General features: G+C 40.6%; 24 protein-coding genes and 1 other RNA gene. 20 read left to right on the top strand and 5 right to left on the bottom strand.

Annotation, left to right across the window (positions count from 1 at the left end; translation table 11 throughout):
- The first annotated feature begins 26 nt into the window (after positions 1-26).
- From gpsB to AC25Y6_RS02235, 9 genes are all read left to right on the top strand, one after another.
- A complete protein-coding gene (gene gpsB / locus AC25Y6_RS02275) occupies positions 27-323 on the top strand; it encodes a cell division regulator GpsB (protein WP_482101846.1) in 297 nt (98 codons plus the stop codon).
- A gap of 65 nt (positions 324-388) precedes the next feature.
- An RNA gene (gene rnpB, locus AC25Y6_RS02270) (RNase P RNA component class B) lies at positions 389-776 on the top strand.
- A gap of 69 nt (positions 777-845) precedes the next feature.
- A complete protein-coding gene (locus AC25Y6_RS02265) occupies positions 846-1,019 on the top strand; it encodes a hypothetical protein (protein ID WP_488141927.1) in 174 nt (57 codons plus the stop codon).
- Between the two features lie 97 nt (positions 1,020-1,116).
- Positions 1,117-2,244, top strand: a complete 1,128-nt coding sequence (locus AC25Y6_RS02260; RefSeq protein WP_488141926.1) for a THUMP domain-containing class I SAM-dependent RNA methyltransferase — start codon at positions 1,117-1,119, stop codon at positions 2,242-2,244.
- A 63-nt stretch (positions 2,245-2,307) separates the two neighbouring features.
- Positions 2,308-4,218 carry an ATP-dependent DNA helicase gene (locus AC25Y6_RS02255; protein ID WP_488141925.1) on the top strand — a complete coding sequence of 637 codons (1,911 nt, stop codon included), beginning with the start codon at positions 2,308-2,310 and terminating at the stop codon, positions 4,216-4,218.
- A gap of 258 nt (positions 4,219-4,476) precedes the next feature.
- On the top strand, positions 4,477-5,982 hold the full coding sequence (locus AC25Y6_RS02250; RefSeq protein WP_488141924.1) for a carboxypeptidase M32: 1,506 nt from the start codon (positions 4,477-4,479) through the stop codon (positions 5,980-5,982).
- Between the two features lie 199 nt (positions 5,983-6,181).
- Positions 6,182-9,766 carry a dynamin family protein gene (locus tag AC25Y6_RS02245; protein WP_488141923.1) on the top strand — a complete coding sequence of 1,195 codons (3,585 nt, stop codon included), beginning with the start codon at positions 6,182-6,184 and terminating at the stop codon, positions 9,764-9,766.
- On the top strand, positions 9,767-10,588 hold the full coding sequence (locus tag AC25Y6_RS02240) for a sulfurtransferase (RefSeq protein WP_488141922.1): 822 nt from the start codon (positions 9,767-9,769) through the stop codon (positions 10,586-10,588).
- Positions 10,589-10,739: 151 nt separating this feature from the next.
- Positions 10,740-11,330 carry a metallophosphoesterase family protein gene (locus AC25Y6_RS02235; protein WP_488141921.1) on the top strand — a complete coding sequence of 197 codons (591 nt, stop codon included), beginning with the start codon at positions 10,740-10,742 and terminating at the stop codon, positions 11,328-11,330.
- A 24-nt stretch (positions 11,331-11,354) separates the two neighbouring features.
- Here AC25Y6_RS02235 and AC25Y6_RS02230 read toward each other — a convergent pair whose 3' ends face one another.
- Positions 11,355-11,744: a ribonuclease HI family protein gene (locus tag AC25Y6_RS02230; RefSeq protein WP_488141920.1), complete on the bottom strand. Its 390-nt coding sequence runs from the start codon at positions 11,742-11,744 to the stop codon at positions 11,355-11,357.
- 87 nt (positions 11,745-11,831) lie between these two features.
- Between AC25Y6_RS02230 and AC25Y6_RS02225 the strand changes: the two genes are divergently transcribed.
- The gene (locus AC25Y6_RS02225) at positions 11,832-12,020 is read left to right on the top strand and encodes a zinc-finger domain-containing protein (RefSeq protein WP_482104412.1); all 189 of its coding nucleotides are present in this window, start codon (positions 11,832-11,834) and stop codon (positions 12,018-12,020) included.
- A gap of 40 nt (positions 12,021-12,060) precedes the next feature.
- Here AC25Y6_RS02225 and AC25Y6_RS02220 read toward each other — a convergent pair whose 3' ends face one another.
- The gene (locus tag AC25Y6_RS02220; protein ID WP_067210265.1) at positions 12,061-12,270 is read right to left on the bottom strand and encodes a cold-shock protein; all 210 of its coding nucleotides are present in this window, start codon (positions 12,268-12,270) and stop codon (positions 12,061-12,063) included.
- 148 nt (positions 12,271-12,418) lie between these two features.
- Between AC25Y6_RS02220 and AC25Y6_RS02215 the strand changes: the two genes are divergently transcribed.
- Entirely contained in the window at positions 12,419-13,048 is a 630-nt protein-coding gene (locus AC25Y6_RS02215; protein ID WP_488141919.1) for an HD domain-containing protein, read from the top strand.
- A gap of 233 nt (positions 13,049-13,281) precedes the next feature.
- On the opposite strand, the gene AC25Y6_RS02210 is transcribed toward AC25Y6_RS02215, so the two are convergent.
- Positions 13,282-14,661 carry a glycine--tRNA ligase gene (locus AC25Y6_RS02210; RefSeq protein WP_482102015.1) on the bottom strand — a complete coding sequence of 460 codons (1,380 nt, stop codon included), beginning with the start codon at positions 14,659-14,661 and terminating at the stop codon, positions 13,282-13,284.
- Positions 14,662-14,975: 314 nt separating this feature from the next.
- Between AC25Y6_RS02210 and ccpN the strand changes: the two genes are divergently transcribed.
- The 9 genes from ccpN to AC25Y6_RS02165 all read left to right on the top strand — a co-directional run bounded on the left by ccpN (position 14,976) and on the right by AC25Y6_RS02165 (position 24,088).
- Positions 14,976-15,605 (top strand): transcriptional regulator CcpN, encoded by a 630-nt coding sequence (gene ccpN / locus AC25Y6_RS02205; RefSeq protein ID WP_482101836.1) that lies wholly within the window; start codon positions 14,976-14,978, stop codon positions 15,603-15,605.
- Positions 15,606-15,615: 10 nt separating this feature from the next.
- Positions 15,616-16,431: a pyruvate, water dikinase regulatory protein gene (locus tag AC25Y6_RS02200; protein ID WP_482104410.1), complete on the top strand. Its 816-nt coding sequence runs from the start codon at positions 15,616-15,618 to the stop codon at positions 16,429-16,431.
- Positions 16,432-16,645: 214 nt separating this feature from the next.
- Positions 16,646-18,460 (top strand): DNA primase, encoded by a 1,815-nt coding sequence (dnaG, locus tag AC25Y6_RS02195; protein ID WP_488141918.1) that lies wholly within the window; start codon positions 16,646-16,648, stop codon positions 18,458-18,460.
- A 34-nt stretch (positions 18,461-18,494) separates the two neighbouring features.
- Positions 18,495-19,610, top strand: a complete 1,116-nt coding sequence (gene rpoD, locus AC25Y6_RS02190; protein ID WP_482101833.1) for an RNA polymerase sigma factor RpoD — start codon at positions 18,495-18,497, stop codon at positions 19,608-19,610.
- Positions 19,611-19,811: 201 nt separating this feature from the next.
- A complete protein-coding gene (locus AC25Y6_RS02185; protein WP_488141917.1) occupies positions 19,812-20,369 on the top strand; it encodes a hypothetical protein in 558 nt (185 codons plus the stop codon).
- Between the two features lie 93 nt (positions 20,370-20,462).
- Positions 20,463-21,602: an acyl-CoA dehydrogenase family protein gene (locus AC25Y6_RS02180; protein WP_488142004.1), complete on the top strand. Its 1,140-nt coding sequence runs from the start codon at positions 20,463-20,465 to the stop codon at positions 21,600-21,602.
- A 173-nt stretch (positions 21,603-21,775) separates the two neighbouring features.
- Positions 21,776-22,150 carry a cytochrome c550 gene (cccA, locus tag AC25Y6_RS02175; protein ID WP_482101830.1) on the top strand — a complete coding sequence of 125 codons (375 nt, stop codon included), beginning with the start codon at positions 21,776-21,778 and terminating at the stop codon, positions 22,148-22,150.
- 124 nt (positions 22,151-22,274) lie between these two features.
- Positions 22,275-22,973, top strand: coding sequence for a tRNA (adenine(22)-N(1))-methyltransferase (locus AC25Y6_RS02170; RefSeq protein WP_482101829.1), 699 nt, complete (start codon positions 22,275-22,277; stop codon positions 22,971-22,973).
- The gene (locus AC25Y6_RS02165) at positions 22,970-24,088 is read left to right on the top strand and encodes a Nif3-like dinuclear metal center hexameric protein (RefSeq protein WP_488141916.1); all 1,119 of its coding nucleotides are present in this window, start codon (positions 22,970-22,972) and stop codon (positions 24,086-24,088) included. The genes AC25Y6_RS02170 and AC25Y6_RS02165 overlap by 4 nt, the downstream gene beginning before the upstream one ends.
- A gap of 42 nt (positions 24,089-24,130) precedes the next feature.
- Here AC25Y6_RS02165 and AC25Y6_RS02160 read toward each other — a convergent pair whose 3' ends face one another.
- Positions 24,131-25,108: a 4-hydroxy-3-methylbut-2-enyl diphosphate reductase gene (locus AC25Y6_RS02160; protein WP_482101827.1), complete on the bottom strand. Its 978-nt coding sequence runs from the start codon at positions 25,106-25,108 to the stop codon at positions 24,131-24,133.
- Positions 25,109-25,171: 63 nt separating this feature from the next.
- Positions 25,172-25,600, bottom strand: coding sequence for a VrrA/YqfQ family protein (vrrA, locus tag AC25Y6_RS02155; RefSeq protein WP_482101826.1), 429 nt, complete (start codon positions 25,598-25,600; stop codon positions 25,172-25,174).
- Positions 25,601-25,704 lie beyond the last annotated feature (104 nt).

Genomic DNA, 25,704 nt, shown 5'->3' with positions numbered 1-25,704 from the left:
TAAACAGAGACGGAAGGGCGATTTTCATGGATACTAAATTGGATTCAAAAACAATTCTTGAGAAAGAATTTAAAACGGGCCTTCGAGGCTACAACCAGGAAGAAGTCGATCTCTTCCTAGATGATGTTATTCATGATTATGAGGCTTTTAAAAAAACAATTATGGATTTGCAACAAGAAAAGTCTAGGATGCAAAAAGAATTAGAGTCTGCTCAAAAGCGACCTGCGGCTGGAAGCGCTGGCACAACTAACTTTGATTTGCTAAAGAGGATCTCAAATTTGGAGAAACATGTATTCGGAAGTAAACTTTTCGATCAAGAATAATATATTAGCCTAATTAATTATTGTAAAAGACTTAAAAGTAAGGTATACTGTAGATATCATAGTGCAAATTTAGGTAATCGCTGCAACATCCTATGTTGTAGAGGAAAGTCCATGCTCACACGGATCTGAGATGACCGTAGTGTTCGTGCTCGGCGAAAGAATAAGCCGTGGCTTCGCGCATCGCGCGTTGACGGCGGGAATAAATCCTAAGTCTTCGGATATGGATGAGGTTCCCTGAACAGTGCCACAGTGACGTAGCTGATTCGGAAACGGGTCAGATGGAACGCGGTAAACCCCACGAGTGAGAAACCCAAACTATGGTAGGGGCACTCTTCCGAAGGAAATGAACTGAGGAAGAGACAAGCAATTTTTTGCTTGTAGATAGATGATTACCACCCTTAGTACGAGGCGCAAGCCGTTTGAGTACACGGGAACAAAACATGGCTTATCGAATTTCCTATGGTATTATTATTACAATGATTGCTCTCCTGAAACATGGGGAGCTTTTCTTTTGGAAAATTAATGAGTGAAAACGTTATGGTTGGAATTTATCTAGAGGAAATCTTATCGCCTTTAAGTGGTGGTTTGAATGCGGAGAATACATCTAATTTTGATATGTATTTACGTTTTAAGGCTTCGATAAATACAGTTGGATTTGTTAGGATGTTTAATGAGCAAGCTTATTTTAGAATCTAGTTATATTTTCAAGGAAATGCAATTAATTTGTTTTTTTATTAAAAAAGGTATGAATTTATGGGTATGATTGAAGGTATAGGATTGGAGTTGGAAACGCATGACTGAATTTAAATTAGTAGCAACCTCTGCAATGGGACTTGAATCACTTGTTGCGGATGAAGTAAAAGCACTTGGGTTTAAAACAACTTCAGAAAACGGTAAAATCTTCTTCCAAGGCGATGAATTGGCGATTGCGAAAACAAATCTGTGGCTTCGCGTAGCGGACCGTGTCCGAATAGTTGCGGGCGAGTTCCAAGCTACAACATTCGATGAACTTTTCGAACAGACGAAGGCAATTCCATGGGAACGTTTTCTGCCGGTCGACGCAGAATTCCCAGTTGCAGGTAAATCAGTAAAATCTACATTGTACAGTGTTCCTGATTGCCAAGCAATTGTGAAAAAAGCAATTGTAGAACGATTAAAAATTGCTTATAAAAGAATCGGCTTTTTTGATGAATCGGGTCCTTTATTCAAATTAGAAGTATCAATTTTAAAAGATAAAGTGACATTGACAATTGATTCAAGTGGAACAGGTTTGCATAAACGCGGTTACAGACTCGCGCAAGGTGATGCACCATTAAAAGAAACATTAGCAGCAGCACTTGTGAAAATTTCACGCTGGAATCCTGATCGGCCTTTCGTTGATCCGTTCTGCGGTTCAGGAACAATTGCGATAGAAGCCGCGATGATAGGGCAAAACATTGCACCGGGATACAACCGCGAGTTCCTAAGTGAAGAGTGGCCGTGGATCAACAAAAATATTTGGGATCAGGTTCGGGAAGAAGCGGAAGATGTCGCTAAATATGATCAGCCACTTGATATTACAGGGTCAGATTATGATCCGAGAATGATTAACGTCGCACGGGAAAACGCGGCGGGTGCTGGGTTTGCAGATTTGATCAAATGGCAGACGTGTGATGTACGGGATTTGACTGTGGACGGCTTAAATGGCGTAATGGTCGGAAATCCACCATACGGTGAACGACTTGGTGAAGTTGAAGAAGCCGAAGAAATTACGCACGAACTTGGCCGAGTAATGAAAAATTATCCTTCGTGGTCAGTTTATATGTTGTCTTCATTAGAAAACTATGAAAAACTATACGGTCATCGAGCAACGAAAAAGAGAAAATTATTCAATGGTTTTATTAGAACTGACTTGTATCAATTCTGGGGACAACGTCAATAACTGATAATATGCGGAAGAGGGAAACTCCTCTTCCTTTTGCATGTAAATAGGAAGGGGTATACGATGAAAAGTAAGATGCCATTCCCGTTATCAAAAGAAAAATCGTTCTATGAATCCTTGAATGATTGGATAGGGGATACATTGTACGATGATCTAACTGAAAAAGGTTTTGAATGCAGGGATGAACAAATTTATATGGCTTTCCAAATTGAGCAGGCATTGAAGGAAAAGAAGGTATTGTTCGCTGAAGCAGGTGTAGGGACAGGGAAAACAATCGCTTATTTGCTCCCTGCAATTGCCTATGCTCGTTATACAGGTAAACCAGCCCTCATCTCATGTGCGGATGAAACGCTCATCGATCAGCTTGTAAAAGAAGACGGTGATATTCGTAAAATTAGTGAAGCACTTGGTCTTGATATAGATGTACGCCTTGCCAAATCACGAGATCAGTACCTCTGTCTAAAACGTTTAGAAGAAGCAGGTAATACGATTGATGAGGATTATATTGATGTCTTAGCTGATGGACTACCAGATTTCGTTTATGGTAATGCATCTTTACAATCAATAGGTCCTTATGGTGTGCGTTCAGATTATCCGGACATGAGTGATGAAGAATGGAAGACAGTGAATTTTCACCCCATCCAGCAATGTGCTGCATGTGATATCCGAAACCGATGCGGTCAAACTATTCACCGAAATCATTATCGTGAAGCTGTTGAACTAATTATCTGCTCACACGATTCATATATGGAACATATTTGGACGAAAGATTCTAGGAAACGTCAGGGACAGTTACCGTTATTGCCTGAAGTATCTATGATTGTATTCGATGAAGGCCATCTTCTTGAATATTCAGCACAGCGGGCATTGACATATGAAGTTCAAAACAGTACCCTATTAAATTTGCTAGAGCGAATAATGGTTGATCGTATAAGGGAAACAACTCTTCTACTCATGGAACGTTTAATTGATTCTCATGAAGCATTTTTTGCATTGCTGAATGTTCACGCGGATGAAACCGGTAATGAACGTAGAGCTATCGAAAAAGCACCGGCTCTTATTGAAATCGGTAAAGAGGTAGTGAAGATTTCAAATGCACTCCTTGAAGAATTCGTTTTCGAAGGCGAATTGTATATAATTCCGGAATACGATTTAAGAATGGTCGAAGAATACCTAGATCAATATATCTACTCGATGGAACTCTTTACTTCTAATAATGACGCAGTAGACTGGCTTGAGAACCGTCAAGACGAATCGACGCTCGTTATTATGCCGCGTCTTGTAACAGATATATTAAGGGAAAAACTGTTTTCATCGAATACCCCGATTGTTTTTTCATCAGCAACTTTATCGGTTGGTGAAACGTTTAACTATTTAGCTGACGGGCTGGGCATTCATGACTACCTATCATTTTCTGTGGATTCACCATTTGATTATGATGAAGTAATGGAAGTGCTCGCAACAGATGTTGAAGCGGGTGGGAAAGCAAAACAAGCACTTGAACTTTTAAAAGATGGTAAACAAACACTAATTCTCTTTAAATCAGAGCGGGCAATGAATCAATTCAAGGAAAAAGTACCTGTGGAGTGGAAAAAAAGTATCGCATTCGAGGGAGAGAGGGAATTATCTTCAATCGTACGTGATTTTCAACAAAAAATAGTTCCTGTGTTATGCTCTTACCATTTATGGGAAGGACTTGATATTCCTCAAGATGCTTTAACGCGTGTCATTATATATGACTTGCCATTACCGCCTTCAGATCCATTGTTCGACGCGAGACGCCAGTATGCTGCTGATCCATTCCGTGAAGTAGATGTACCCTTCATGTTGCTTAGATTACGCCAGGGGGCGGGACGTCTTATACGTACATCGGATGATTCAGGGACAGTTCACCTTCTGCTTGAAGGAAAAGAACAAGAAATGAAAGCGGAAATTGAAGGTATTTTCCCAGTGAAAATGAAGATGACGAACTAAGATTTTAACCAGGGTTTTCAATGTATATCATATAAGGTTTTTCAATTAACAAACGAGGACGTCCAGTTGGGCGTCCTTTTTAGTTGATTGAAATAAGTAGGTCGATACAATGAATTGTCTAGATTGAGGGTAATGAATAAAGAGGGTTTAGAATATTAATTAGTGAATTTGAAGATATACTAGCAACGATATTCATTTGGAAAACTATATTTAACCAAATTATGATAGTATTGAGTCCAATATAGTAAAAGAGGGGGAATGAATTTGTCTACTGAAGAGAATTTTGTGGCGTTGTTAAAAAAAATGAGTGCATATTCGGAAGCGATTTCAATCATGTATTGGGATATGCGTACAGGAGCGCCGAAAAAAGGGATTTCAGCGAGATCGGAAGCTGTTGGCACCTTGTCTACGGAGCTATTCAAATTGAGTGTATCTGCAGAAATGAAGGGTTACCTCGAAGAACTTGGCAATAGAAAAGAAACGCTTAACCCGATATTATTAAAAACGGTTGAAGAAGTGAAAAAAGTCTACGACTTGAGTGAAAAAATCCCTGCAGAAGAATATCGTGAATTTGTTGTCCTGACTTCTCAATCAGAATCGGCTTGGGAAGAGGCAAAAGATAAATCCGATTTTGATATGTTCCTCCCATATCTTGAAAAAATTGTTGCAACTACGAAAAAGTTTATCGGCTATTGGGGCAATGAAGGTGATAATGCTTACAATATACTTCTTGATCAATACGAGCCGGGGATGACAACGGATATTATCGATGAGGTTTTTAACCAACTGAAGGAAACAATTGTGCCGTTGGTAAAGAAAATTTCAGAGTTGAATAATCAACCCGAAACGTCTTTTCTATTCAAACATTTCCCGAAAGAAAATCAGAAATCGTTCAGTCATGAGGTATTGAAACAACTTGGCTACGATTTTGAAGCGGGTCGTTTGGATGAAACCGTTCATCCATTTGCAACAGGCATAAATATCGGCGACGTCCGTATCACAACAAAATACGATGAAAATGATTTTCGTTCGGCTGTGTTCGGGACGATTCATGAATGTGGGCATGCACTATATGAGCAAAATATTAGTATTGAATTAGAAGGTTTACCGGTTGCGGATGGAACTTCAATGGGAATCCATGAATCGCAATCGCTGTTTTATGAACAATTTGTTGGTCATAATGAAAACTTTTGGAAGTATAATTTCAATTTATTGAAAAGGGAATCTCCTGAACAGTTTGAAGATGTTGCGCTCGAAGACTTTCTCCGTGCAATTAATGTTTCAAAACCGTCCCTTATTCGGATTGAAGCAGACGAATTGACCTATCCGCTTCATATTATGATTCGTTATGAAATCGAAAAAGGATTATTCAACGGCGATTACGAAGTGAAGGATCTACCGGGAATTTGGAATGATAAATACGAAGAGTACCTTGGAATCCGTCCCGAAAATAACGGTGAAGGTGTTTTGCAAGATGTCCATTGGGCCGGTGCATCGTTCGGTTATTTCCCTTCCTATGCGCTTGGTTATATGTATGCAGCACAGTTGAAAGTCGCAATGTTAAAAGATCTTCCTAATTTCGATGGGTTATGCGCTACAGGTGAATTCGGACCGATTCTTGAATGGTTGACGGAGCATGTCCATAAATTCGGTAAGATGAAAAAGCCACTTGACATTATCAGAGACACGACGGGTGAAGGATTAAACGCCAAATACCTGGCAGATTACCTGGAAGAGAAATATACAAGACTTTATAACTTATAACAGTAAGAGCAATCTCGAATGTTGGCAAACAACGCCAAATGGGATTGCTTTTATTCTAATAGACCTTATGCCAAGTTCACCTGTAAAATATAAAACTCATGCAAGGATAGAAAAAGTATTGGCAGAAAAATTTGTACATAATATCGACGTCGAAAATGGTATGATAAGAAGAGAAATTGACGAAGGGATCGAGACTTAAATGCCAGAATTGGATAAACTTATACAAGAATCAGCTGAATATGGACTTTTATTTAAAAAGAATGACGACGAAGACCGGTATAAAAAGACCGTGTTATTCGCTAAAAAACTAATTGATAAAGAATACACAATTGGATTTGCAGGACATTTTTCTGCCGGTAAGTCTTCAATGATCAATGCTTTGACAGGAGAAGACTTATTACCGTCGAGCCCAATACCTACGAGCGCCAATATCGTCAAAATAAGTAAAACAGCCTCCGATTATGCTGTTATTCATATGACAGATGGCACAGCCGTAAAATATGGCGGTCACGGTTTTCCTGCAGCCATAAAATCGTTCAGTAAGGATGGAGTGGCGGTTTCACTTGTTGAAATCGGTCACACGGATTCCAATTTACCAGAAGGAATCACTGTTATGGATACACCAGGCGTTGATTCGACTGATGACGCGCACCGTTTATCCACAGAGTCCGCTCTTCATCTAGCCGATTTGGTATTTTACACAATGGATTATAATCATGTGCAATCGGAATTGAATTTCCGTTTCACTAAAGAGTTAATGCGGTACAACGAGAACGTCTACTTAATCATTAACCAAATTGACAAACATCGAGATAGTGAATTGCCATTTGTAGATTTTAAAAAGTCAGTCGAGGATTCATTTAGCATGTGGGGTGTCATACCCAAAGGAATTTTTTATACTTCTTTGAAAGACTTAAAGCATCCATTCAATGATTTTAGTGATGTGTTATCCATTGTTGACAGTTCAATGGATAACTCGCAAGAGAAACTCGTGAAAAATGCTAGGCAGATCCTATTGAAATTAAAGGATGAGCACAAACAATTTTTATCTGATGAAATTATAGAGCGGAAAAATAACTTTGCTGAGATCGTTACTGAAGATGAATGGGCTATGCAAGAGGAATTAGAGATAGAAACTTCAGAGGCGAAGAAAATGCTAAACCTACTTTCGGGAGATGCATTTTCTAGCTCGTTTGAAACAGAGAGGAATGCCTTGCTGCAGGTTGCGGCAATTACTCCATACGAAACACGAGAACTGTTAAAAGCTTATTTGGAGTCATTGTCGTCTCGCTTTAAAGTCGGTATCCTATTTGGCGCAAAAAAAACCGCGGAAGAAAGAGAACGCCGAAAAATTGCTCTTGCTGATAATATGGGTAAACTCGTACACGCTCAGATTGAAGTTCATCTAAAAACACTTATGAAAAAGTCATTAAAAGACGCAGGTATTTTAACGGATGACAGATCACTTGAGATTGATAGAATCGACATGGAGATACCATTCGCTGATATTGAGAATGAATTCAATGTTTCGGATACAATTACAGGAGATACAGTGCTAAATTATGCGGAAAGGATGAAAACAACTATTCATACCGCTTTTCGCAGAATAACCGATGAATGGAAACATGTTATGGCTCAAATTGCATTGAAGAATGGAGATGAGCAATCGGGTAGTCTAGAGCAGAAAGTTTATCGTTTGAATGAGAAATTATATGCAATCAAACAAGTCAATGAGGTCGCAAACCAATTGGCAAAACTTGATTATGCAATGGACGCATCAGCCGAAGAGGTTGAAGTACTGCTCAAGCAGTGGAAAACAAAAGAAAAACTACAACTTATTGAATTTAACGAAGCCGAAGAAATAATAATAAGTGATGAAGTAGAAACCCCGTTTGAAAAAGACGAACAAAGTTATGAAGTAATGGATAATTCGGCATCTGTTGTCAGTCAAGCCAATCACATTGGAGATGCTGTTGAATCGATCCCAGGTTTTCTAGAAACTGCTAATTATTTACGGAAAAAAGCAGACAGACTAGATGGGCAAGAGTTTACGGTTGCACTTTTTGGTGCATTCAGCGCTGGAAAGTCATCTTTTTCCAATGCATTACTGGGAGAAAATATATTACCGGTTTCTCCAAATCCAACTACAGCAGCCATAAACAGGATTCGCCCAATTTCTCCAGGTAAAAAAGATAGAACGGCTGATATTCTACTGAAAACGCAAGAACGGATGATGGAAGACGTTTTACGTTCCTTCGAAGCGCTTGGTATCGTCGCGGTGTCTCTGGAAGATGCATTTCAAAATGCGGACGGTGCACTAAATTCGGAATTGACTGATGAAAGTTATCACATTCATAAAGCTTTTATTACCGCCTTCAAAAAAGGATACTCCATTTACAAAGAGATGCTTGGTACAGTCATTAATGTTGATCGGGAGGAATTCGTCAAATTTGTAGCAGAAGAAGACCGAAGCTGTTTTGTCGAATCAATTGACTTTTTCTATGACTGTGAATTGACTCGAAAAGGAATTACACTGGTTGACACACCAGGAGCTGATTCTATCAATGCTCGCCATACGGATGTTGCATTTGAGTACATTCGAAACGCAGATGCAATTCTTTTCGTCACATACTATAACCATGCATTTGCAAGGGCAGACAGGGAATTCCTCGTTCAACTCGGACGAGTGAAAGATGCATTCGAACTCGACAAGATGTTTTTCATTGTGAATGCGATTGATTTAGCTTCCAATAAGGAAGAGGCAAATGAGGTCAAGAATTTCGTTGGTGATGAACTTAGGAAATTCGGTATTCGAAATCCGAGGGTTCATGGTATTTCTAGCTTGCAGGCACTTGAAGCGAAATTGGAAAATCAAATGGATGAGTTCATGGCGCCATTTGAAGTTGAATTCCATCATTTTCTTGAACATGAATTGAAGGGACTCGCGGTCCAAGCGCTCAAAGAAGAAGCGATGAAAACAATCGAACGCCTTTCTTCGCTGATAACGAGAACTGAGACGAACATGACAAGAAAAGCGGAAAGGTTAGCAGAATTGAACAAGCTTGAAGGAGAAATACGACAACATTGTGCATTAAAGTTTACGACAGTACTTACGAAATCTGCACATAATGAGCTGAGTGAACTCGTCTACTATATTTTACAACGTGTATTTTTGCGTTTCGGTGATTTCTTTAAAGAGGCATACAATCCATCCGTCTTCGTCAATAATTCGGCAGATCGGGCACTGAAGGGAGCGCTTGCTGAAACTGTTCAAATGATTGGATTTGATCTGACACAGGAACTGAAAGTGACTAATTTACGGATGCTCAATTTTATGAAAAAGCAGTTAAATGAACGCCAACGGATGGAATTTATCAAATTAAACGATATGGACAGATCGATTGCGCCATCACCGTATGAATCGCAAGATGCTGATATGTTATCATTTGATACACCATTCGAGGACCCGAACGTTTATAACAGTGTGAACAGATTATTTAAAAATCCAAAATCCTTCTTTGAGCGTGGAGAAAGAGATATATTGAAAAACCGGCTTGAAGAGTTGCTGAAAACAGATGCATCTACGTACTTGGGGAAAGAAAAAGAAATCCTTGAAAAGTGGACTGATCAATGGATTGACAGTGAGGCGGAAGGACTTAGATTACACTTGCTGAAAGAAAGTCTGAATCAAATCACTTCCGAACGGACACTACTTCAAAGCACAGAGCAACTGGGCGTATGGCGTACTATTTACGAGGAAATACAAGTAGAGGAGCTGGTATGAGTGCCAAACGTTTTTGTTTCAGTAGAAGACATTAATTATGAATTGACGAAATGGGTAGACACCCGCTTTTCATTGAAAGATGCAACCGAAGGACAGCGGAAATTCGATGAAAATCATGTAGTAGGTGCAATTTACTGGAATCTTGAACATGATTTGTCTGATATGACGAAAATGGCAGGAAGGCATCCATTACCTGAGAAGGAAGCACTCACTAGGCTTTTCAGAGATAGTGGATTATCCATCGATGACCAAATCGTCGTTTACGATGATGGGGGAAGTCCATTTGCAGCACGAGCATGGTGGTTGTTACAATATGCAGGATTCAAAAAGTCATTTATTGTGCTTGAAGGTTTCGATGTGATAAAAGAGTCAGGCATTCCGGTAGATAATAATAGACCACAGCCACAACCGAGTTCCGTAATACCTGAATGGGACGAAGCAATCTATGCTCCCAGAAATTTTGTTGAAGAAACGGTCGCTGGTAAAACGGCTAATATCCTTCTAGATGCCCGATCAGCGGAGAGATTCCGTGGCGATACGGAACCTCTTGACCAAATTGCTGGCCGGATTCCAGGGGCATTGAACTTTGACTGGGAACAACTAAAAGAATCGGGTATTTTCAAACTAGATGAAGCAGTTAAAATGGAATTGAACAAGGTTGTTGATTCGAACGACCAGGTAACTGTTTATTGTGGAAGCGGCGTAACGGCGGCGCCGCTATATGCCATGCTTAAACAGCAAGGTTATGAATTTGTCCGTTTGTATGTTGGTAGCTACAGTGATTGGATTTCACACGTGGGGACGGAAGTTGAACGAGGATAAGATATCCTTGTGACAAAAGTATTTTAAATGAGTAAATGAAGTAGAACCGACTATTCTACACATTGAAGAAAGCTTATAAATGGATTAGCGAGTGGGCTGACACAGAAGGTTTTTAATTAAGGTGTATTAGTAAGATATGGAGGAAACAAATTTGTATTATGCATTACTTGGAGATATCCATTCATCAAAAGAAGATTTAGAAAAAGTACTCGCTGATATTGTAGTAAAATCACCTGAAGCAACTATTGTTGGCACAGGTGATTTGTATGAGTGCATAATTAGTAAAAGAGATATCACGGAAAAGAAGTTTACGAAGCTTCAAGACGTAATGATTATTCCGGAGGGATTTACTGAGCTGCTACCATTCCTCTCCGTCAGAGGAAATCAAGAAGAACGGATTGTTTTAATCACTGAAACAGAAAATCCCCTCAGAGAAAAATTAGCAACAATGCCAGAGAGCCTTGATATTGATCGCGCCAAAATCATCCATGGACATCAATGGAAGTGGAGTGGGGAGCCGCGTCTGCCTATCTACAAGGAAGCGGATAAATCCCTTGTTTTTTATGGACATAGTCATGCTTCTGGATTAATGCATAATGGGATTCACCAACAAATTATATTTGACGTACCTTATGATGTTAGCGGGGAAAGTATTCTTGTAAATGTAGGGGCTGTAAAAGATGATTGCGAGTGGCTGTTGTATGATTTTTTAAAAAGTACAGTTACCTTTATGAAAGCATAACAAAAAAGACTGAACAGAATCTGTTTAGTCTTTTTTGTGAATAGCTTCTCGCGCAAGTGCATCTGCGGCACGGTTTTCGGAATCGGGAATCCATTTGATGAAAAAGAAGTCAAACTTATTAGCAATTTCAAGTATTTTCTTCAAGTACTCTTTATAGTTTTCATTTTTAACAAATTCTTTTTCAACGGCCATGACGACTAATTGTGAATCTGAACGCACTGATACTACGCCAGATGTCAATTTAGCTGTCTCTTCCACACCGCGTAATAGTGCTAGGAACTCTGCGGTGTGATTATCTGTTGGATTAATGCGTTCAGATAACTTAATTAAATGACCTTCACCTTTTATGAAAATGCCGATTCCGCTTTCCCCAGGATTTCCCGCACTTGCACCATCAACGTATAATTCAATCATTTAGTAACACCTCGATCATCTAAGATAGTTGCACCAATTTACAAAGCGTATTAAAATTAATGAATCGTGTTTTTGGGAGGTTCTATAATGGATAAGACAATCATCATGAATGACATTGATGGAATTTTGGATACCTATTGCGAAGGCTGTTTCCTTAAAACACAACTGTCGAAAGACAAAGGGAAGCCAGGATCGCATAAGTTTTGTATTACCACGTGTACAATCGGTGAACAGCTTAAATTTCTAGGTCAGGAAATGAATAAAATAACAAAATAATATCCCGCTGGAAATTACATCAGCGGGATTTTGCATTCAATCATTCATCACCAAGTTTTAAGACATTCGCTGCCTGAGGACCACGGTTCCCTTCGATGATTTCGAAAGATACGGACTGTCCTTCATCAAGCGTTTTAAAGCCTTCAGATAGAATACCGGTAAAGTGGACGAACACATCTTCTCCGTCATCCGCTTCGATGAAACCATAACCTTTATCATTGCTGAACCATTTCACTTTTCCCTGGTACATGTACATTCCTCCTCGGCGATTCGATGTCCTATCCATCAAACGCATGGATGTATTTACTATACATGAATCGACATTGTGCGTCAATGAGATGCCTAATTATTCAGACATAATTTTATTTAAATATTAAATATATTACAGGAGTGGTTGAATGGAACAACTAATTGTGAAATGCAGGAATATTGTTAAGGGGATATATGACAGTTTTGATGCAAGTCATGACTTTGCACATATTGAACGTGTAATGAGAAATGCGGAAGAAATTATGATTCATGAACCGTCTGTTAATCAGGACGTTGTCCGTTTTGCTGTATTGTTACACGATATAGAAGATGCTAAATACAAAACGAATGAAAATCCTTCCGTTTTGGAAATTTTACAGTCCATTGGTGCTAATGCTGAACTATCTCAGAAAGTGGAGGATTGTATTGCTACTGTATCATTCAGTGGGGGGAATGCGAAAGATATCACATCCATCGAGGGGGCTATCGTGCGTGACGCAGATCGGCTTGACGCAATCGGAGCTATCGGGATTGCACGAACATTTGCGTTCGGCGGAGCAAGGGGAAGAAAGTTGTATGACACAGATGAAATCATACGTGAAAATATGTCCGAAGCAGAATATCGTAGCAAGGAAACAGCATCAGTTACACATTTTCACGAAAAGTTATTACTGTTAAAAGATTTGATGGTGACAATAGGAGGGAAAAGACTCGCACAACAGCGACATGACTATATGGTGGGTTTTTTGAATCAGTTAGAAAGGGAAATCGGCAGCTGATGGTAGTATTTCGCCTCGTTACGAACATTGATACAAAAATATCTCATTGCATTAATATAGTAGAAATGATGAGGGGGAAAGCTGTTTATCGATACAGAGCGTCTAACCATGCGTTCCATTGAAACTGAAGAACATAATCAGCTATCTTTAAAGAAAAACTACCTGACACCAATGAGATTTGGCGGCCAGGTAGTTTCTATTGTTTTATGTGTGTCATTTTGTACTAGCTAACATTAAAATTCAAGATGTTTTGCAATGTAATCTTTTACATCAGTAATGGGCATACGTGTTTGTTCCATAGAGTCGCGGTGACGAACAGTTACTTGACGATCTTCTTCGGAATCAAAATCGTACGTAACGCAAAACGGTGTACCGATTTCATCTTGACGGCGATAGCGTTTACCGATAGATTGTGAATCATCGTATTGGACATTGAAATGCTTGCGTAGTTCGGCGTAAACTTCATCCGCACCATCCGCGAGTTTTTTTGACAAAGGCAAAACTGCAGCTTTAACAGGTGCTAATGCTGGGTGGAAACGGAGAACTGTTCGTTTGTCGTCGCCTTCCAGTTCCTCTTCAGCGAACGCATCGCAGAGGAACGCAAGTGTTACACGGTCTGCACCTAGAGAAGGTTCAATACAATAAGGAACGACCTTCTCGTTCGTTATAGGGTCGAGGTAGTGGAAATCTTCACCGGAATGTTCCATATGCCGTTTTAGGTCGAAGTCAGTACGGTTCGCAATGCCCCATAGTTCACCCCAGCCGAACGGGAATTTGTATTCGATGTCAACAGTCCCATTCGAGTAGTGGGAGAGTTCATCTTCATCATGTTCACGCAGACGCATATTGTCTTCTGTTAAACCAAGGTTCAATAACCACTGTTTTGAAAAATCGCGCCAGAACGCGTACCATTCCATGTCTTCACCGGGTTTACAGAAGAACTCAAGTTCCATCTGTTCAAACTCGCGCGTGCGGAATGTGAAATTCCCTGGTGTAATTTCGTTACGGAAGCTTTTTCCGATTTGTGCAATACCGAAAGGTAATTTCTTTCTCATCGAACGCTGAACGTTTTTAAAGTTCACGAAAATACCTTGTGCTGTTTCAGGACGTAGAAAAATTTCGTTTGCAGATGAATCAGTAACGCCTTGTGAAGTTTTGAACATCAAGTTGAATTGACGGATTTCTGTGTAATCCAAAGCGCCGCAAGTAGGACAGGCAACTTTGTGTTCATTGATTAGCTCGGCCATTTTGTCGAACGACAGACCGTCGACAATCATTTCAATACCTTTCGCATCGAGTGCATCCTCGATTAGTTTGTCTGCACGGTGACGCGTGTTGCATTTTTTGCAGTCGATCATCGGGTCATTGAAGTTGCCGATATGACCAGATGCTTCCCAAACTTTAGGATTCATAAGAATAGCTGAGTCAAGACCGACGTTATACGGCGATTCTTGAATGAACTTTTGCCACCATGCTTTCTTGATGTTGTTCTTCAATTCGATACCAAGGGGACCGTAATCCCAAGTGTTTGCGAGCCCACCGTAAATATCTGATCCTGGGAAAACAAAACCTCTTTGCTTCGCTAAGTTAACTACTTGTTCCATTGACATAATTAATCCCTCCAATTAAAATAAGCACCCATCCCTGGACAATATGTCCAGGGACGAGTGCATGATAACCCGCGGTTCCACCCTAATTGACTGCGTAAACAGCCCACTTTAATAGTGCATTAGCTCCAGGTTGCCGTTTCACGTCGTTACGGGCTTCCACTGTCCCCGTTCGCTCTAATTTGACATTACTTATAAACCCATCTTCGCCTATTTAGTTCTCTTTCATATTAACATGGTTCCTCTTTCTTCGCAATAGCGGGCATCTTCGTATATAATAATCAAGGATAAACAATTGAACGCTTAGGGCGGTGACTTTTATGGAACTGAATAAGCGCCAGACGGAGATTTTTGAAATCGTTAAAGCTGATGGCCCGATTACTGGCGAGCAGATTGCAGAAAGGCTTAAGCTTGCGAGAGCAACAATCCGTCCTGACTTAGCTATCTTAACAATGGCTGGTTTTTTAGATGCTAGGCCCCGTGTAGGTTATTTCTATTCAGGAAAGAGACCCACTCAATCGGTGGCCGATAGTATGATTGGTATGAAGGTACGTGATTTTCAATCTATTCCAGTCGTTGTTGAAGAGAATATATCCGTCTATGACGCAATTTGCCAGATGTTCCTTGAAGATGTAGGAACTTTATTCGTTGTCGACGGATTTTCGCATCTTACAGGGGTTCTTTCAAGGAAGGACTTGTTACGGACAAGCCTCGGCAATAATGAATTAGAAAAAATACCGGTGCATGTTATTATGACCCGGATGCCAAACATTACGTACTGCGAAAAACAGGATATGCTTCTTCAGGTGGCAAAGAAAATGATAGATAAGCAAATAGACTCACTCCCAGTTGTTAATAAGAGCGGCGACGGACTTGAGGTTGTTGGCCGAATCACCAAAACGAATATTACCGCAGCCTTCCTTTCACTTGCGGATGACCATGAATTATGAGGGGGATACTATGAGAAGATTAACTTTATTCATCGTTTCCGACTCAGTCGGGGAAACGGCCGACCTTGTTGCAAAAGCTGCGGCAAGTCAATTCAAACAAGGACTTGAAACTATTTCGATAAAAAGATTTTCACATATTGATGATGAATCTCAACTTAATGAAATCGTTTATTTAGCGAAACAACAAAATGCGATTATTGTTTATACACTAGTAAAAAGTACGATGTGTCAGAAACTGAAAGAAGAATGTCATCTTAAAGGTATTCATTGCCTAGATTTACTTGGTCCAATTATTAAACGGATTGGTATAGAACTCGGTGAGAAACCTTTAGAGGAACCGGGACTTGTCCGGCAACTTGATGAAGACTATTTCAAACAAATTGAAGCGATTGAATTTGCCGTGAAATATGATGATGGTAGAGATCCACGGGGTATTTTAAGAGCCGATATTGTTCTCATTGGCGTTTCCAGAACTTCGAAAACACCTTTGTCACAGTATCTGGCACATAAAAGATATAAAGTTGCCAATATACCCTTAGTACCTGAAGTAGATCCGCCGGAAGAGTTGTATTCCATTGACCCAAACAAATGCTTCGGACTTGTCATATCGCCTAAAAAGCTGAACTTTATACGTAAGGAAAGACTCATCGCACTTGGTTTAAAAGATGATGCGAATTATGCGCGAGTTGATCGAATTGAAGCAGAAATCAATCATTTTAATAATGTCGTTTCGAAAATCGGCTGTACAGTAATTGATGTAACAAATCGGGCTGTTGAAGAAACAGCAAATGTTATACTAAACGAAATTACGAACCGCAACCGATAAAATCTGCAGAAGGACCACCTGTTTAAATAGGGCGGTTCTTCTTTTGCGGATGATTTAAAGTTTTTTTATCAAATATGAGCTTTGTAATAGGATAAAGTCATGCAATTAGTGTAATATGAAAGATTCCGAGTATAATCGAAAATAATTTGTCGAATATGAAGGATTTTTGAATACTATCTAGAATTTATACTTAGATAGAGTGGTTGGTGATAAGTTGACTAGAATACCAGAAGAGACTATAGAAACCGTTCGATCGAAGACTGATATTGTGGATTTAATAGGGGAATATGTTCAATTGACAAAAAGGGGAAAGAATTGGTTTGGCCTGTGTCCGTTCCATGGTGAAAGTACACCTTCTTTTTCTGTGTCAGAAGATAAACAACTATTTCATTGTTTCGGATGTGGAGCCAGCGGTAATGCCATTACATTCGTTATGGATATGGAGAACAGTCCCTTTACTGAAGCTGTCGTAAAACTCGCTGAGCGTACAGGTATTGAAATTGATGCAGTAGTGAGCGAAGGATTCGGGGTCAAACCGAATAATGAATTTAAATCTATGATTGAAGCTCACGCTCTTGCAACAAATTTCTATAGTCACCTCTTACTAAACACTGTCGAAGGTGAGGCAGCATTAGAATATCTTGAAAAAAGAGGGTTTACGCGAGAGAATATCGAAAAATATGGAATCGGATGGTCGCTTAATGATAACGAAGCTTTATCAAGCCTTCTGAAACGTAAAAGTTTCAACATGATGGAAATGGAACGAGCGGGACTTTGTATCATGAAAGATGATGGGACAGGCTACTTCGACAGATTCCGAGCACGTATTATGTTTCCTCTCCGTGATGACTTTGGAAACGTTGTGGCATTTTCCGGAAGGACTATATCGGGTATGAAACAGGACGCTAAATACCTGAATAGTCCTGAAACACCGATATTCGAAAAAAGTCATATCTTATACAATTTTCACAATGCACGTCTTAACGTCCGGAAATCGGGTAAAGTAATACTGTTTGAAGGATTTATGGATACGATATCCGCAGATCGAGTTGGCGTGATGAATAGTGTTGCAGTAATGGGCACATCTTTGTCAGACACGCATCTTCTTAAATTAAAAAGAATTGCCAAAGACATTATCATCTGCTGTGACGGGGACGATGCCGGATGGGAAGCAGCCAAACGATTTGCTGGCATGGTTACACAAAAAGGAATGGACGTTCAAATCGCTTTATTGCCGGGGACAATGGACCCTGACGACTATATCACAGAGCATGGCGGTGAATCTTTCCGCGAAAAGATTATTGGCAATCCACATTCATTTATGTCATTTATAATGGCATATGCTAAGCGATCCAAGAACTTATCATATGAAAACGATGTATTGCAATATATCCATGAAGTGCTGGAAGAATTGGCGAAGCGTTCATCACCAGTAGAACGCGATCTCTATATCCGACAACTGTCAACTGTGACAGGTGTTTCTGTCGAGGCAATTAATCAGCAGTTTATAAAAATGGCAGGTAATCAGGCGAAAAGAGCTAAGACAGAACCGCAAGACAAAGAGATAATTCAACCACAGAATACGATTCCAATTCGAAAAAAGACAGGTACAGAACGTGCTGAGCGTTTATTGTTGTACCATCTCTTAAGTGACGTTGACTTATTCGACCGTTTACGTGAGGAAAAGGAAAATTTGTTCATTCGGGAAGGGTATATCGCCATCTTCATCCGGCTAGCCGGATTTTACGAACAACATGGAACACCTGACTTTCACAGATTTGCTGAGTCATTGGAAGACCGTGAACTCAGGAAAATTGTACTGGATTCCGCGATGGTGGAAAGAGATCCTGAACATGCCGAAGAAGAAATTTCTGATTGCATCACTCATTTGGAGAAGTACCGGATTAGTTTAGCAATTCAGTCTAAAATGCACGAATCAAAAGAAGCAGAAAAGATGAAGAATCATACCCGGGCGCTGGAGCTGGCCAGGGAAATTATACAGCTCCGGAAATCATTGACGGCATTGTAGTCGTATTCCGGTGTACTAAGGAGGAACGGGTTAGATGAGTAAAAAAGAGAAATCCGAAGATATGGAAATTGAATTGACTGTTGAAGAAGTGAAAGCAAACCTGTTGGAAGCCGGAAAGAAAACAGGTGAACTCACTCTCGATGAGGTTACAGAAAAGTTATCTGTTTTTGAAATGGAACCTGAACAGTTTGAAGAGTTCCTCGATTTGATTGAAGTGCAGGGCATTGAAATGGATCGTAAGGGTGACGAAGAAGCTGGAGATGGCAAAGCAGTGCCGGAAGAGAAATTCGATTTGAATGACCTTAGTGTACCGCCAGGTGTTAAAATCAACGACCCTGTGAGAATGTACTTGAAAGAAATCGGCCGTGTTGATTTATTGACGGGTGCAGAGGAAGTTGAACTCGCAATTCGAATTCTCGATGGTGATGAAGAAGCTAAGAAGCGACTTGCTGAAGCCAATCTTCGTCTTGTCGTCAGTATTGCAAAAAGATATGTGGGACGCGGGATGTTGTTCCTAGACTTAATACAAGAAGGTAATATGGGTCTTATAAAAGCAGTAGAGAAGTTTGATCATACGAAAGGTTTCAAATTTAGTACGTATGCAACATGGTGGATACGTCAGGCAATTACCCGCGCAATCGCAGACCAAGCCCGAACAATCCGAATTCCTGTACACATGGTTGAAACGATCAATAAATTGATTCGGGTTCAACGTCAATTGCTTCAAGATCTTGGTCGTGAACCGTCTCCAGAAGAAATTGGGGAAGAAATGGATTTGACTGCTGAAAAAGTACGTGAAATTCTAAAAATCGCACAAGAGCCTGTATCTTTGGAAACGCCAATCGGGGAAGAAGATGATTCTCATCTTGGTGACTTCATCGAAGACTCAGAGGCTCAATCTCCATCCGATCATGCTGCATATGAACTATTGAAAGAACAATTAGAAGATGTACTTGATACATTGACGGACAGGGAAGAGAATGTCCTTCGTCTACGGTTCGGTCTCGACGATGGTCGTACAAGAACACTTGAAGAGGTTGGTAAAGTGTTCGGTGTTACACGTGAGCGAATTCGCCAGATTGAAGCTAAAGCACTTCGTAAACTGCGTCATCCTTCAAGAAGTAAACGTTTAAAAGATTTCTTAGAATAATAAACGGGCATCGGCATAACTATTGCCGGTGTTTTTTTTACTACTTACGAAGAAGTTGTAGAAATCTTACTAGGAGGTTATACAACCCTGAAGGTTTTATCTTTATCAGTGCTAGCAACTTCTAGTGCTTTTGTGTCTACACAGATAACAAGTAGCTGATTTTTTGCATTGGCTTCTCCCTACATTCATCAAGGAGCGATTATGACCATGAATCCACAGCGAAAAAGGATGATTATTTCTGAAATTAAGTATTGGAAAGAAAATAAGCTGTTGCCTGAGCATTACTGTGATTTCCTTATCACTCTGTACACCCAGGGTGAAGATGAAAATGAAATAAAAATTGTCGAAGGAGTACTACTTAAGGAAAAAAAGAAATTAAACCGAACAATTATTATGCTCACCATGTTAACGACTTTTATCAGCGTTTGCATGTTCGTTTTTATCCATCATCCTATACTGACGCTATCTTTAGCAGCATTTGTAATCTTTCTATTTCTACTGTCTACACTACGTAAATCAACTGTCCAAATGCGGATTACTCCTTTACTATACATACTGGCTTCTTTCTTATTGTTGTTTATGTCCCTCAAGTTATGGATGGTCTTTTTCGAAGGAAATAGAATGCTTCTCATTGGGTTGCTCATTTTGAACTGCTCACTTTGGCTAATTGCCGGTCGTTTGCACAAATTGGCATATTTGATGATTTCTGGAATTGTAGGTTTACTTTTAATCATCGGATTTCTAATCGTTTCGTTCTAAAAATCCAACTAACTTTCAAGATATGCTGTGAAAACAGAAAACAATTCGTTATAATTGGAATTGTAAGCGTTCACAAAAAAGGGGATGAAGATGTTGAATTTCGATTTGACTGAAGAACAACAGATGATTAGAAAAATGATTCGGGAGTTTGCGGATGAAGTTGTTGCACCCGGTGCAATTGATCGCGATCGGACTAAAGAGTTTCCAGTGGAAATTTTTAAGCAACTGTCTGATATGGGAATGATGGGCTTGCCGTTTTCGGAAGAATATGGAGGCGGAGGTTCTGACACGGTAAGTTTTGCCATTGTCACGGAGGAGCTTAGCCGAGCATGTGCATCGACGGGGATTACATACTCCGCGCACATATCACTGGGAGGAGCACCGCTCAACCTGTTCGGAACGGAAGAGCAGAAACATAAATACTTGACGCCAATTTGTACTGGGGAATCTTTTGGTGCATTTGGTTTGACAGAATCTAATGCAGGATCCGATGCGGGGGGGACGCAAACGACTGCAAAATTGGACGGGGATGATTTTGTCATCAACGGTTCAAAAGTGTTCATCACAAATGCAAGCTACGCTAAGCACATTGCAATCACTGCCATTACAGGAAATAAAGACGGGGAGAAAGAAATTAGTGCGATTATTGTGCCAACCGATGCAGAAGGTTTCACGGTTATCGATAATTATGAAAAAATGGGCCTTAATGCTTCTAATACGACGGAGTTGGTATTGGAAAACGTACGTGTCCCGAAAGAGAACCTTCTCGGCATCCAAGGTAACGGCTTCAGGCAGTTCTTGGTCACTCTAGATGGCGGACGCATCGGGATCGGCGCTATGGCGTTAGGAATCGCTCAGGCGGCGTTTGATCGGGCACTACGCTACTCGAAAGAACGTAAACAATTCGGGAAGGCACTTTCCGAATTTCAAATAACGCAATTCAAGTTGGCTGATATGGCAATGAAAATAGAACTGGCGCGTAATATGGTCTATAAAGCAGCTTGGTTGAAAGACCAGGGACGGCCTTTTTCAAAAGAGGCGTCGATGTGTAAATTATATGCCTCAGAAATCGCTATGGAAGTTGCAAGTGAAGCAATACAGATTCATGGTGGATACGGCTATATGAAAGAGTATGAGGTCGAACGTTATTTGCGCGATGCAAAGCTTCTTGAAATTGGAGAAGGGACTTCAGAAGTCCAACGAATGGTCATTGCAAGACTAATCGGCTGTTAAGAACTTACCAGATTCCGAGAAGTTTGCTGATTTAAACTGAAATATTTGTCGAATTTGTCACAAAGGGCGAAAAGATCAGCAATAACTCTTTCAGTTTTCTATTAGATACAGTACAATAATAGTTGTGAACTGTATTCATTACAGAATAGATCCTGATAAAGGAGGGTAATTTAATGAGTAGAAATCCAATAGTACCTTATATCTTAATTTTCGCACTTGGAATTGGTCTAATTTTCTTCATGTCTCTTTACGGACTTGATCAGAAAAAAGAAATTGCTGAACAAGGTGAAGATGGGGCAACTGAAGAAGTCGCACCAGCAGACACAGCCGATTTTGATGCTGAAGCAGTTGCTCAAGGGAAATGTATCGGTTGTCACGGTGGAGATCTAACAGGTGGAATGGCACCAGCGTTGGCTGGAACTAGTCTATCTAAAGATGAACTTAAAGACGTGATATTACATGGTACTGACGGCGGAATGCCGGGCGGACTAGTTAAAGACGATGCCGAGCTAGATGCAATGGCGGATTACATTTTATCACTTAAATAATTCTTGAATTTGCAAGGAGCTGTCAGTCAGCAGAAGTTTTTGTTGACTGATGGCTCTTTCTATTTGTGTATCGTGTAAAATGGTTAATATCGTAGACACTATTTTAAGGAAGGATGTGGATGTAATGAATTCCGAACGATTATCGAACAGATTGATGTCGGTTGCTTCTTTCGTTAAGGAAGGAGCAGTTGTTGCGGATATCGGCAGTGATCATGCTTATTTGCCTTGTTTTCTAATCCATTCAAAGATGGCAAGAAAGGCAATTGCAGGTGAAGTAGCTAAAGGGCCATATGAATCCGCCGTTAGCAATGTACGGAGAGAAAACCTATTGGATGTTATTTCTATTCGTTTGGCAGATGGTTTATTTGCCATAGAGGAGAATGATGGGGTTGATACGGTGACGATAGCTGGAATGGGAGGCCCACTAATAGCCTCTATTTTAGAAAACGGCAAAGATCGCCTTTTTGATGTAAATCGAATCATCGCACAGCCCAACATATATGCGAGGGCAGTCCGTGAATGGGCAGTATCCAATGATTGGAAAGTTGTTGATGAACATATTTTAAAAGAAGATGGAAAAATATACGAAATTCTCGTGTTGGAAAAAGGTAGAACTACGTATAGTGAATTGGAAATGATGGCGGGACCCATCCTGCTCATATCTAAAACGGATGTATTCATTGAGAAATGGGGAATTGAGTTATCAGAATGGAATCGTGTGCTTGATTCGCTCGAAAATGCAACGGAAACAGATGCGGTTAGGGTGAAAAAAGAACAATTGAGAAGCCATATCGAATTAGTTGGGAAGGTGTTAACTAAATGAAAAAAGTGAACGGTAATGAAATTATAGAGCTTTTTGAAAACTGGTCTCCGAAACGTTTTGCGGTGGAAGGGGACCCGGTAGGCCTGCACATCGGACAGTTAAACCGGTTGGTAGAAAAAGTCCTCATCACACTGGATGTAAATGAGGAAGTTGTAGACGAAGCAATCCAAAGAGGCGCAAATCTTATCATTGCGCACCACCCACCGATTTACAGGCCATTAAAGAGACTTTTAACGGACACACCCCAAGGTAGAATGTTCGAAAAGTGTATTAAGAATGATATTTCCGTTTATGCGGCACATACTAATCTCGACATCGCACCTGGCGGAGTGAACGATATGTTAGCAAAAAAACTAGGCTTAGTTGACACGGAAATCGTTGAACCAACATCTGTTGAGTCATTATACAAACTAGTCGTCTTCAGTCCAGAGAGCCATGCGGATGCGATTAGAGATGTGTTGGCAAAGGCTGGTGCGGGTGCAATTGGGAATTATGCCGGATGCAGTTTCAGTTCACCCGGAATTGGCCGCTTCAGACCAACAAAAGGGGCGGATCCATTTATTGGCGTAATCGGCCAAGGGGAAGAAGTTGAGGAAGTTAAGATCGAGGTTGTTGTGCCAGGACCACTCAAAAGTAAGGTGCTAAAGGCGATGCTTAATTCCCATCCTTACGAAGAGCCAGCGTATGATTTCTTTGAACTTGATCAGCCAGGGACCGAATATGGCCTAGGGAGAATTGGAAAACTACCAACAAAATTGACGCTTGCAGATTTTGCGGAACAAGTGAAAAGTATTTTTGCTGTGCCTGCACTTCGATTCGTTGGTGATCCAAAAAAAGAAATTCAAAAGGTAGCAGTTCTTGGCGGGGATGGTAACAAATATATAACTGCCGCTAAGTACAGTGGCGCAGATGTCCTTGTAACCGGAGACTTGAATTACCATATAGCTCATGATGCACAAGCGTTGAATTTAGCGGTTATAGACCCGGGTCATAATATTGAGAAGGTCATGATTGAAGGGGTTGCAGTTCACATGCAAAATGCGAGTAAAGAAGCTGGATACGATGTTACATATCTTCAATCAGAAATCATCACGGAGCCATTCATTTTCATGTAAAGAACAATAAAAACCGGCCTCTTACTACGGAGGCCGGTTTCTTTAGGTTGTTGCATATGGTTCAATTCGTATGACAGGTGTAGGATGTTTGATTTTCGGTAAAATTTTCTCCAGTGGAAATTTGCGTTCTGGAATTTGTGTAGATGGATCTTCTGGATTGAAGTTTTCCAAAAATGCAATCACTTCACGGACGACCAATGTTGGCGTCGAGGCACCAGCTGTGACACCAACAGTCTTGATACCTTCCAACCATTTTACATCAAGTTCGGAAACATCGGAAATCCGATATGAAGGTGTGTTAGCAATTTCAACGGAAACTTGTGTTAGACGGTTCGAATTATTACTTTTAGGATCCCCAACGACGATGAGAAGCTCAGATTCCCCTGCTTGTTGTGCAACAGCCTCTTGTCTAACTTGTGTAGCTAGGCAAATTTCTTTATGAACTTCGATATGTGGATATTTTTCCTTAAGTGCGTCCATAATGTGAACGACGTCCCATTGGCTCATGGTTGTCTGGTTTGTAACGAGCAATTTAGTAGTCTCGAGCTCCAGGTTATTCACATCTTCAATCGATTCAATTAAATGCACAGCATGGGGGGCCACGCCAATTGCACCTTCCGGCTCGGGATGATACTTCTTACCGATATAAACGATATCGTATCCTTCCGCAGTCTTTTCTCCGATTAAATCATGCGTTACAGTTACATCCGGACAAGTCGCATCAATCGAAACAAGGCCTTTTCTTTTCGCTAGTTCACGCACTTCAGGTGAAACACCGTGTGCTGTGAAGATTACTGTCCCTGTTTCGACTTTCTCGAGAATCTCCAAACGATTTTCTCCGTCGAGTGTTATAATGCCATCTGCTTCAAAGGCATCCGTAACATGTTTGTTATGAACAATCATTCCGAGTATATAAATGGGTCTCGGCAATGTTTTGTCGAGTGCCGCATTTCTTGCTATGATCATTGCATCGACAACCCCGTAACAGTAGCCTCTAGGGGTAATCTTTAATACTTTCATACAGACTCACTCCTCTAATAGGATCTACCACCATTATAGCGGAGTTGGGCTGCTGTTTCAAAATTATCGAATGGGCGGCTGAAATATTCGGGGGACAGATGGGCCGGGTGCGACATTCGCAACTGTTGCCCTTGTTGGTGTAGATGCCGTTCCGCCTGCGGGTGGGAGCGATTGAAAGCCTTTGTATAATCTCCACATCGCGGGCAAGTTTTGAACCATCGGCGCAAATTGCTGGACGACAGGTGCGAATTGCTGAGCAGTGTTTAGGAAACGATTAGCCGTTTGCATGTATTCCTCCATTTTTGATGGCCCTTGTTGCGAACCTGGGCCAGGCGTCGGACCGCCAAATGGATTGTTCGACGGACCATTCATGAATGGTTGTCTGTGTGCTTGTGGTGGTGCCACTCGAGGGGGCTGTCCGAAGCCCGATTGTCCCATTGGATGGGGTGGCGGTTGTTGTCGCGCAAATGGATAAAAGGACTCATACCTCATAATTATCTCCTTTCAATAAATCAGAATGAACTTTCACATAGTATACTATGCGAAAATCGCATACGGCGGAACGAAATCATGTTACAATAGGTGTACATTAGGAG

This window comes from Sporosarcina sp. Y1004, assembly GCF_057669665.1.
The sequence above is the reverse complement of the archived record's forward strand: the minus strand, read 5'-3'. Positions and strand labels throughout refer to the sequence as shown.

Bases quoted from the DNA above. Each gene is read 5' to 3' on its own strand.
- gpsB (WP_482101846.1), top strand. From the start codon at position 27: ATGGATACTAAATTGGATTCAAAAACAATTCTTGAGAAAGAATTTAAA.
- AC25Y6_RS02265 (WP_488141927.1), top strand. From the start codon at position 846: ATGAGTGAAAACGTTATGGTTGGAATTTATCTAGAGGAAATCTTATCG.
- AC25Y6_RS02260 (WP_488141926.1), top strand. From the start codon at position 1,117: ATGACTGAATTTAAATTAGTAGCAACCTCTGCAATGGGACTTGAATCA.
- AC25Y6_RS02255 (WP_488141925.1), top strand. From the start codon at position 2,308: ATGAAAAGTAAGATGCCATTCCCGTTATCAAAAGAAAAATCGTTCTAT.
- AC25Y6_RS02250 (WP_488141924.1), top strand. From the start codon at position 4,477: ATGAATTTGTCTACTGAAGAGAATTTTGTGGCGTTGTTAAAAAAAATG.
- AC25Y6_RS02245 (WP_488141923.1), top strand. From the start codon at position 6,182: ATGCCAGAATTGGATAAACTTATACAAGAATCAGCTGAATATGGACTT.
- AC25Y6_RS02230 (WP_488141920.1), bottom strand. From the start codon at position 11,744: ATGATTGAATTATACGTTGATGGTGCAAGTGCGGGAAATCCTGGGGAA.
- AC25Y6_RS02225 (WP_482104412.1), top strand. From the start codon at position 11,832: ATGGATAAGACAATCATCATGAATGACATTGATGGAATTTTGGATACC.
- AC25Y6_RS02220 (WP_067210265.1), bottom strand. From the start codon at position 12,270: ATGTACCAGGGAAAAGTGAAATGGTTCAGCAATGATAAAGGTTATGGT.
- AC25Y6_RS02215 (WP_488141919.1), top strand. From the start codon at position 12,419: ATGGAACAACTAATTGTGAAATGCAGGAATATTGTTAAGGGGATATAT.
- ccpN (WP_482101836.1), top strand. From the start codon at position 14,976: ATGGAACTGAATAAGCGCCAGACGGAGATTTTTGAAATCGTTAAAGCT.
- AC25Y6_RS02200 (WP_482104410.1), top strand. From the start codon at position 15,616: ATGAGAAGATTAACTTTATTCATCGTTTCCGACTCAGTCGGGGAAACG.
- rpoD (WP_482101833.1), top strand. From the start codon at position 18,495: ATGAGTAAAAAAGAGAAATCCGAAGATATGGAAATTGAATTGACTGTT.
- AC25Y6_RS02185 (WP_488141917.1), top strand. From the start codon at position 19,812: ATGACCATGAATCCACAGCGAAAAAGGATGATTATTTCTGAAATTAAG.
- cccA (WP_482101830.1), top strand. From the start codon at position 21,776: ATGAGTAGAAATCCAATAGTACCTTATATCTTAATTTTCGCACTTGGA.
- AC25Y6_RS02170 (WP_482101829.1), top strand. From the start codon at position 22,275: ATGAATTCCGAACGATTATCGAACAGATTGATGTCGGTTGCTTCTTTC.
- AC25Y6_RS02165 (WP_488141916.1), top strand. From the start codon at position 22,970: ATGAAAAAAGTGAACGGTAATGAAATTATAGAGCTTTTTGAAAACTGG.
- AC25Y6_RS02160 (WP_482101827.1), bottom strand. From the start codon at position 25,108: ATGAAAGTATTAAAGATTACCCCTAGAGGCTACTGTTACGGGGTTGTC.
- vrrA (WP_482101826.1), bottom strand. From the start codon at position 25,600: ATGAGGTATGAGTCCTTTTATCCATTTGCGCGACAACAACCGCCACCC.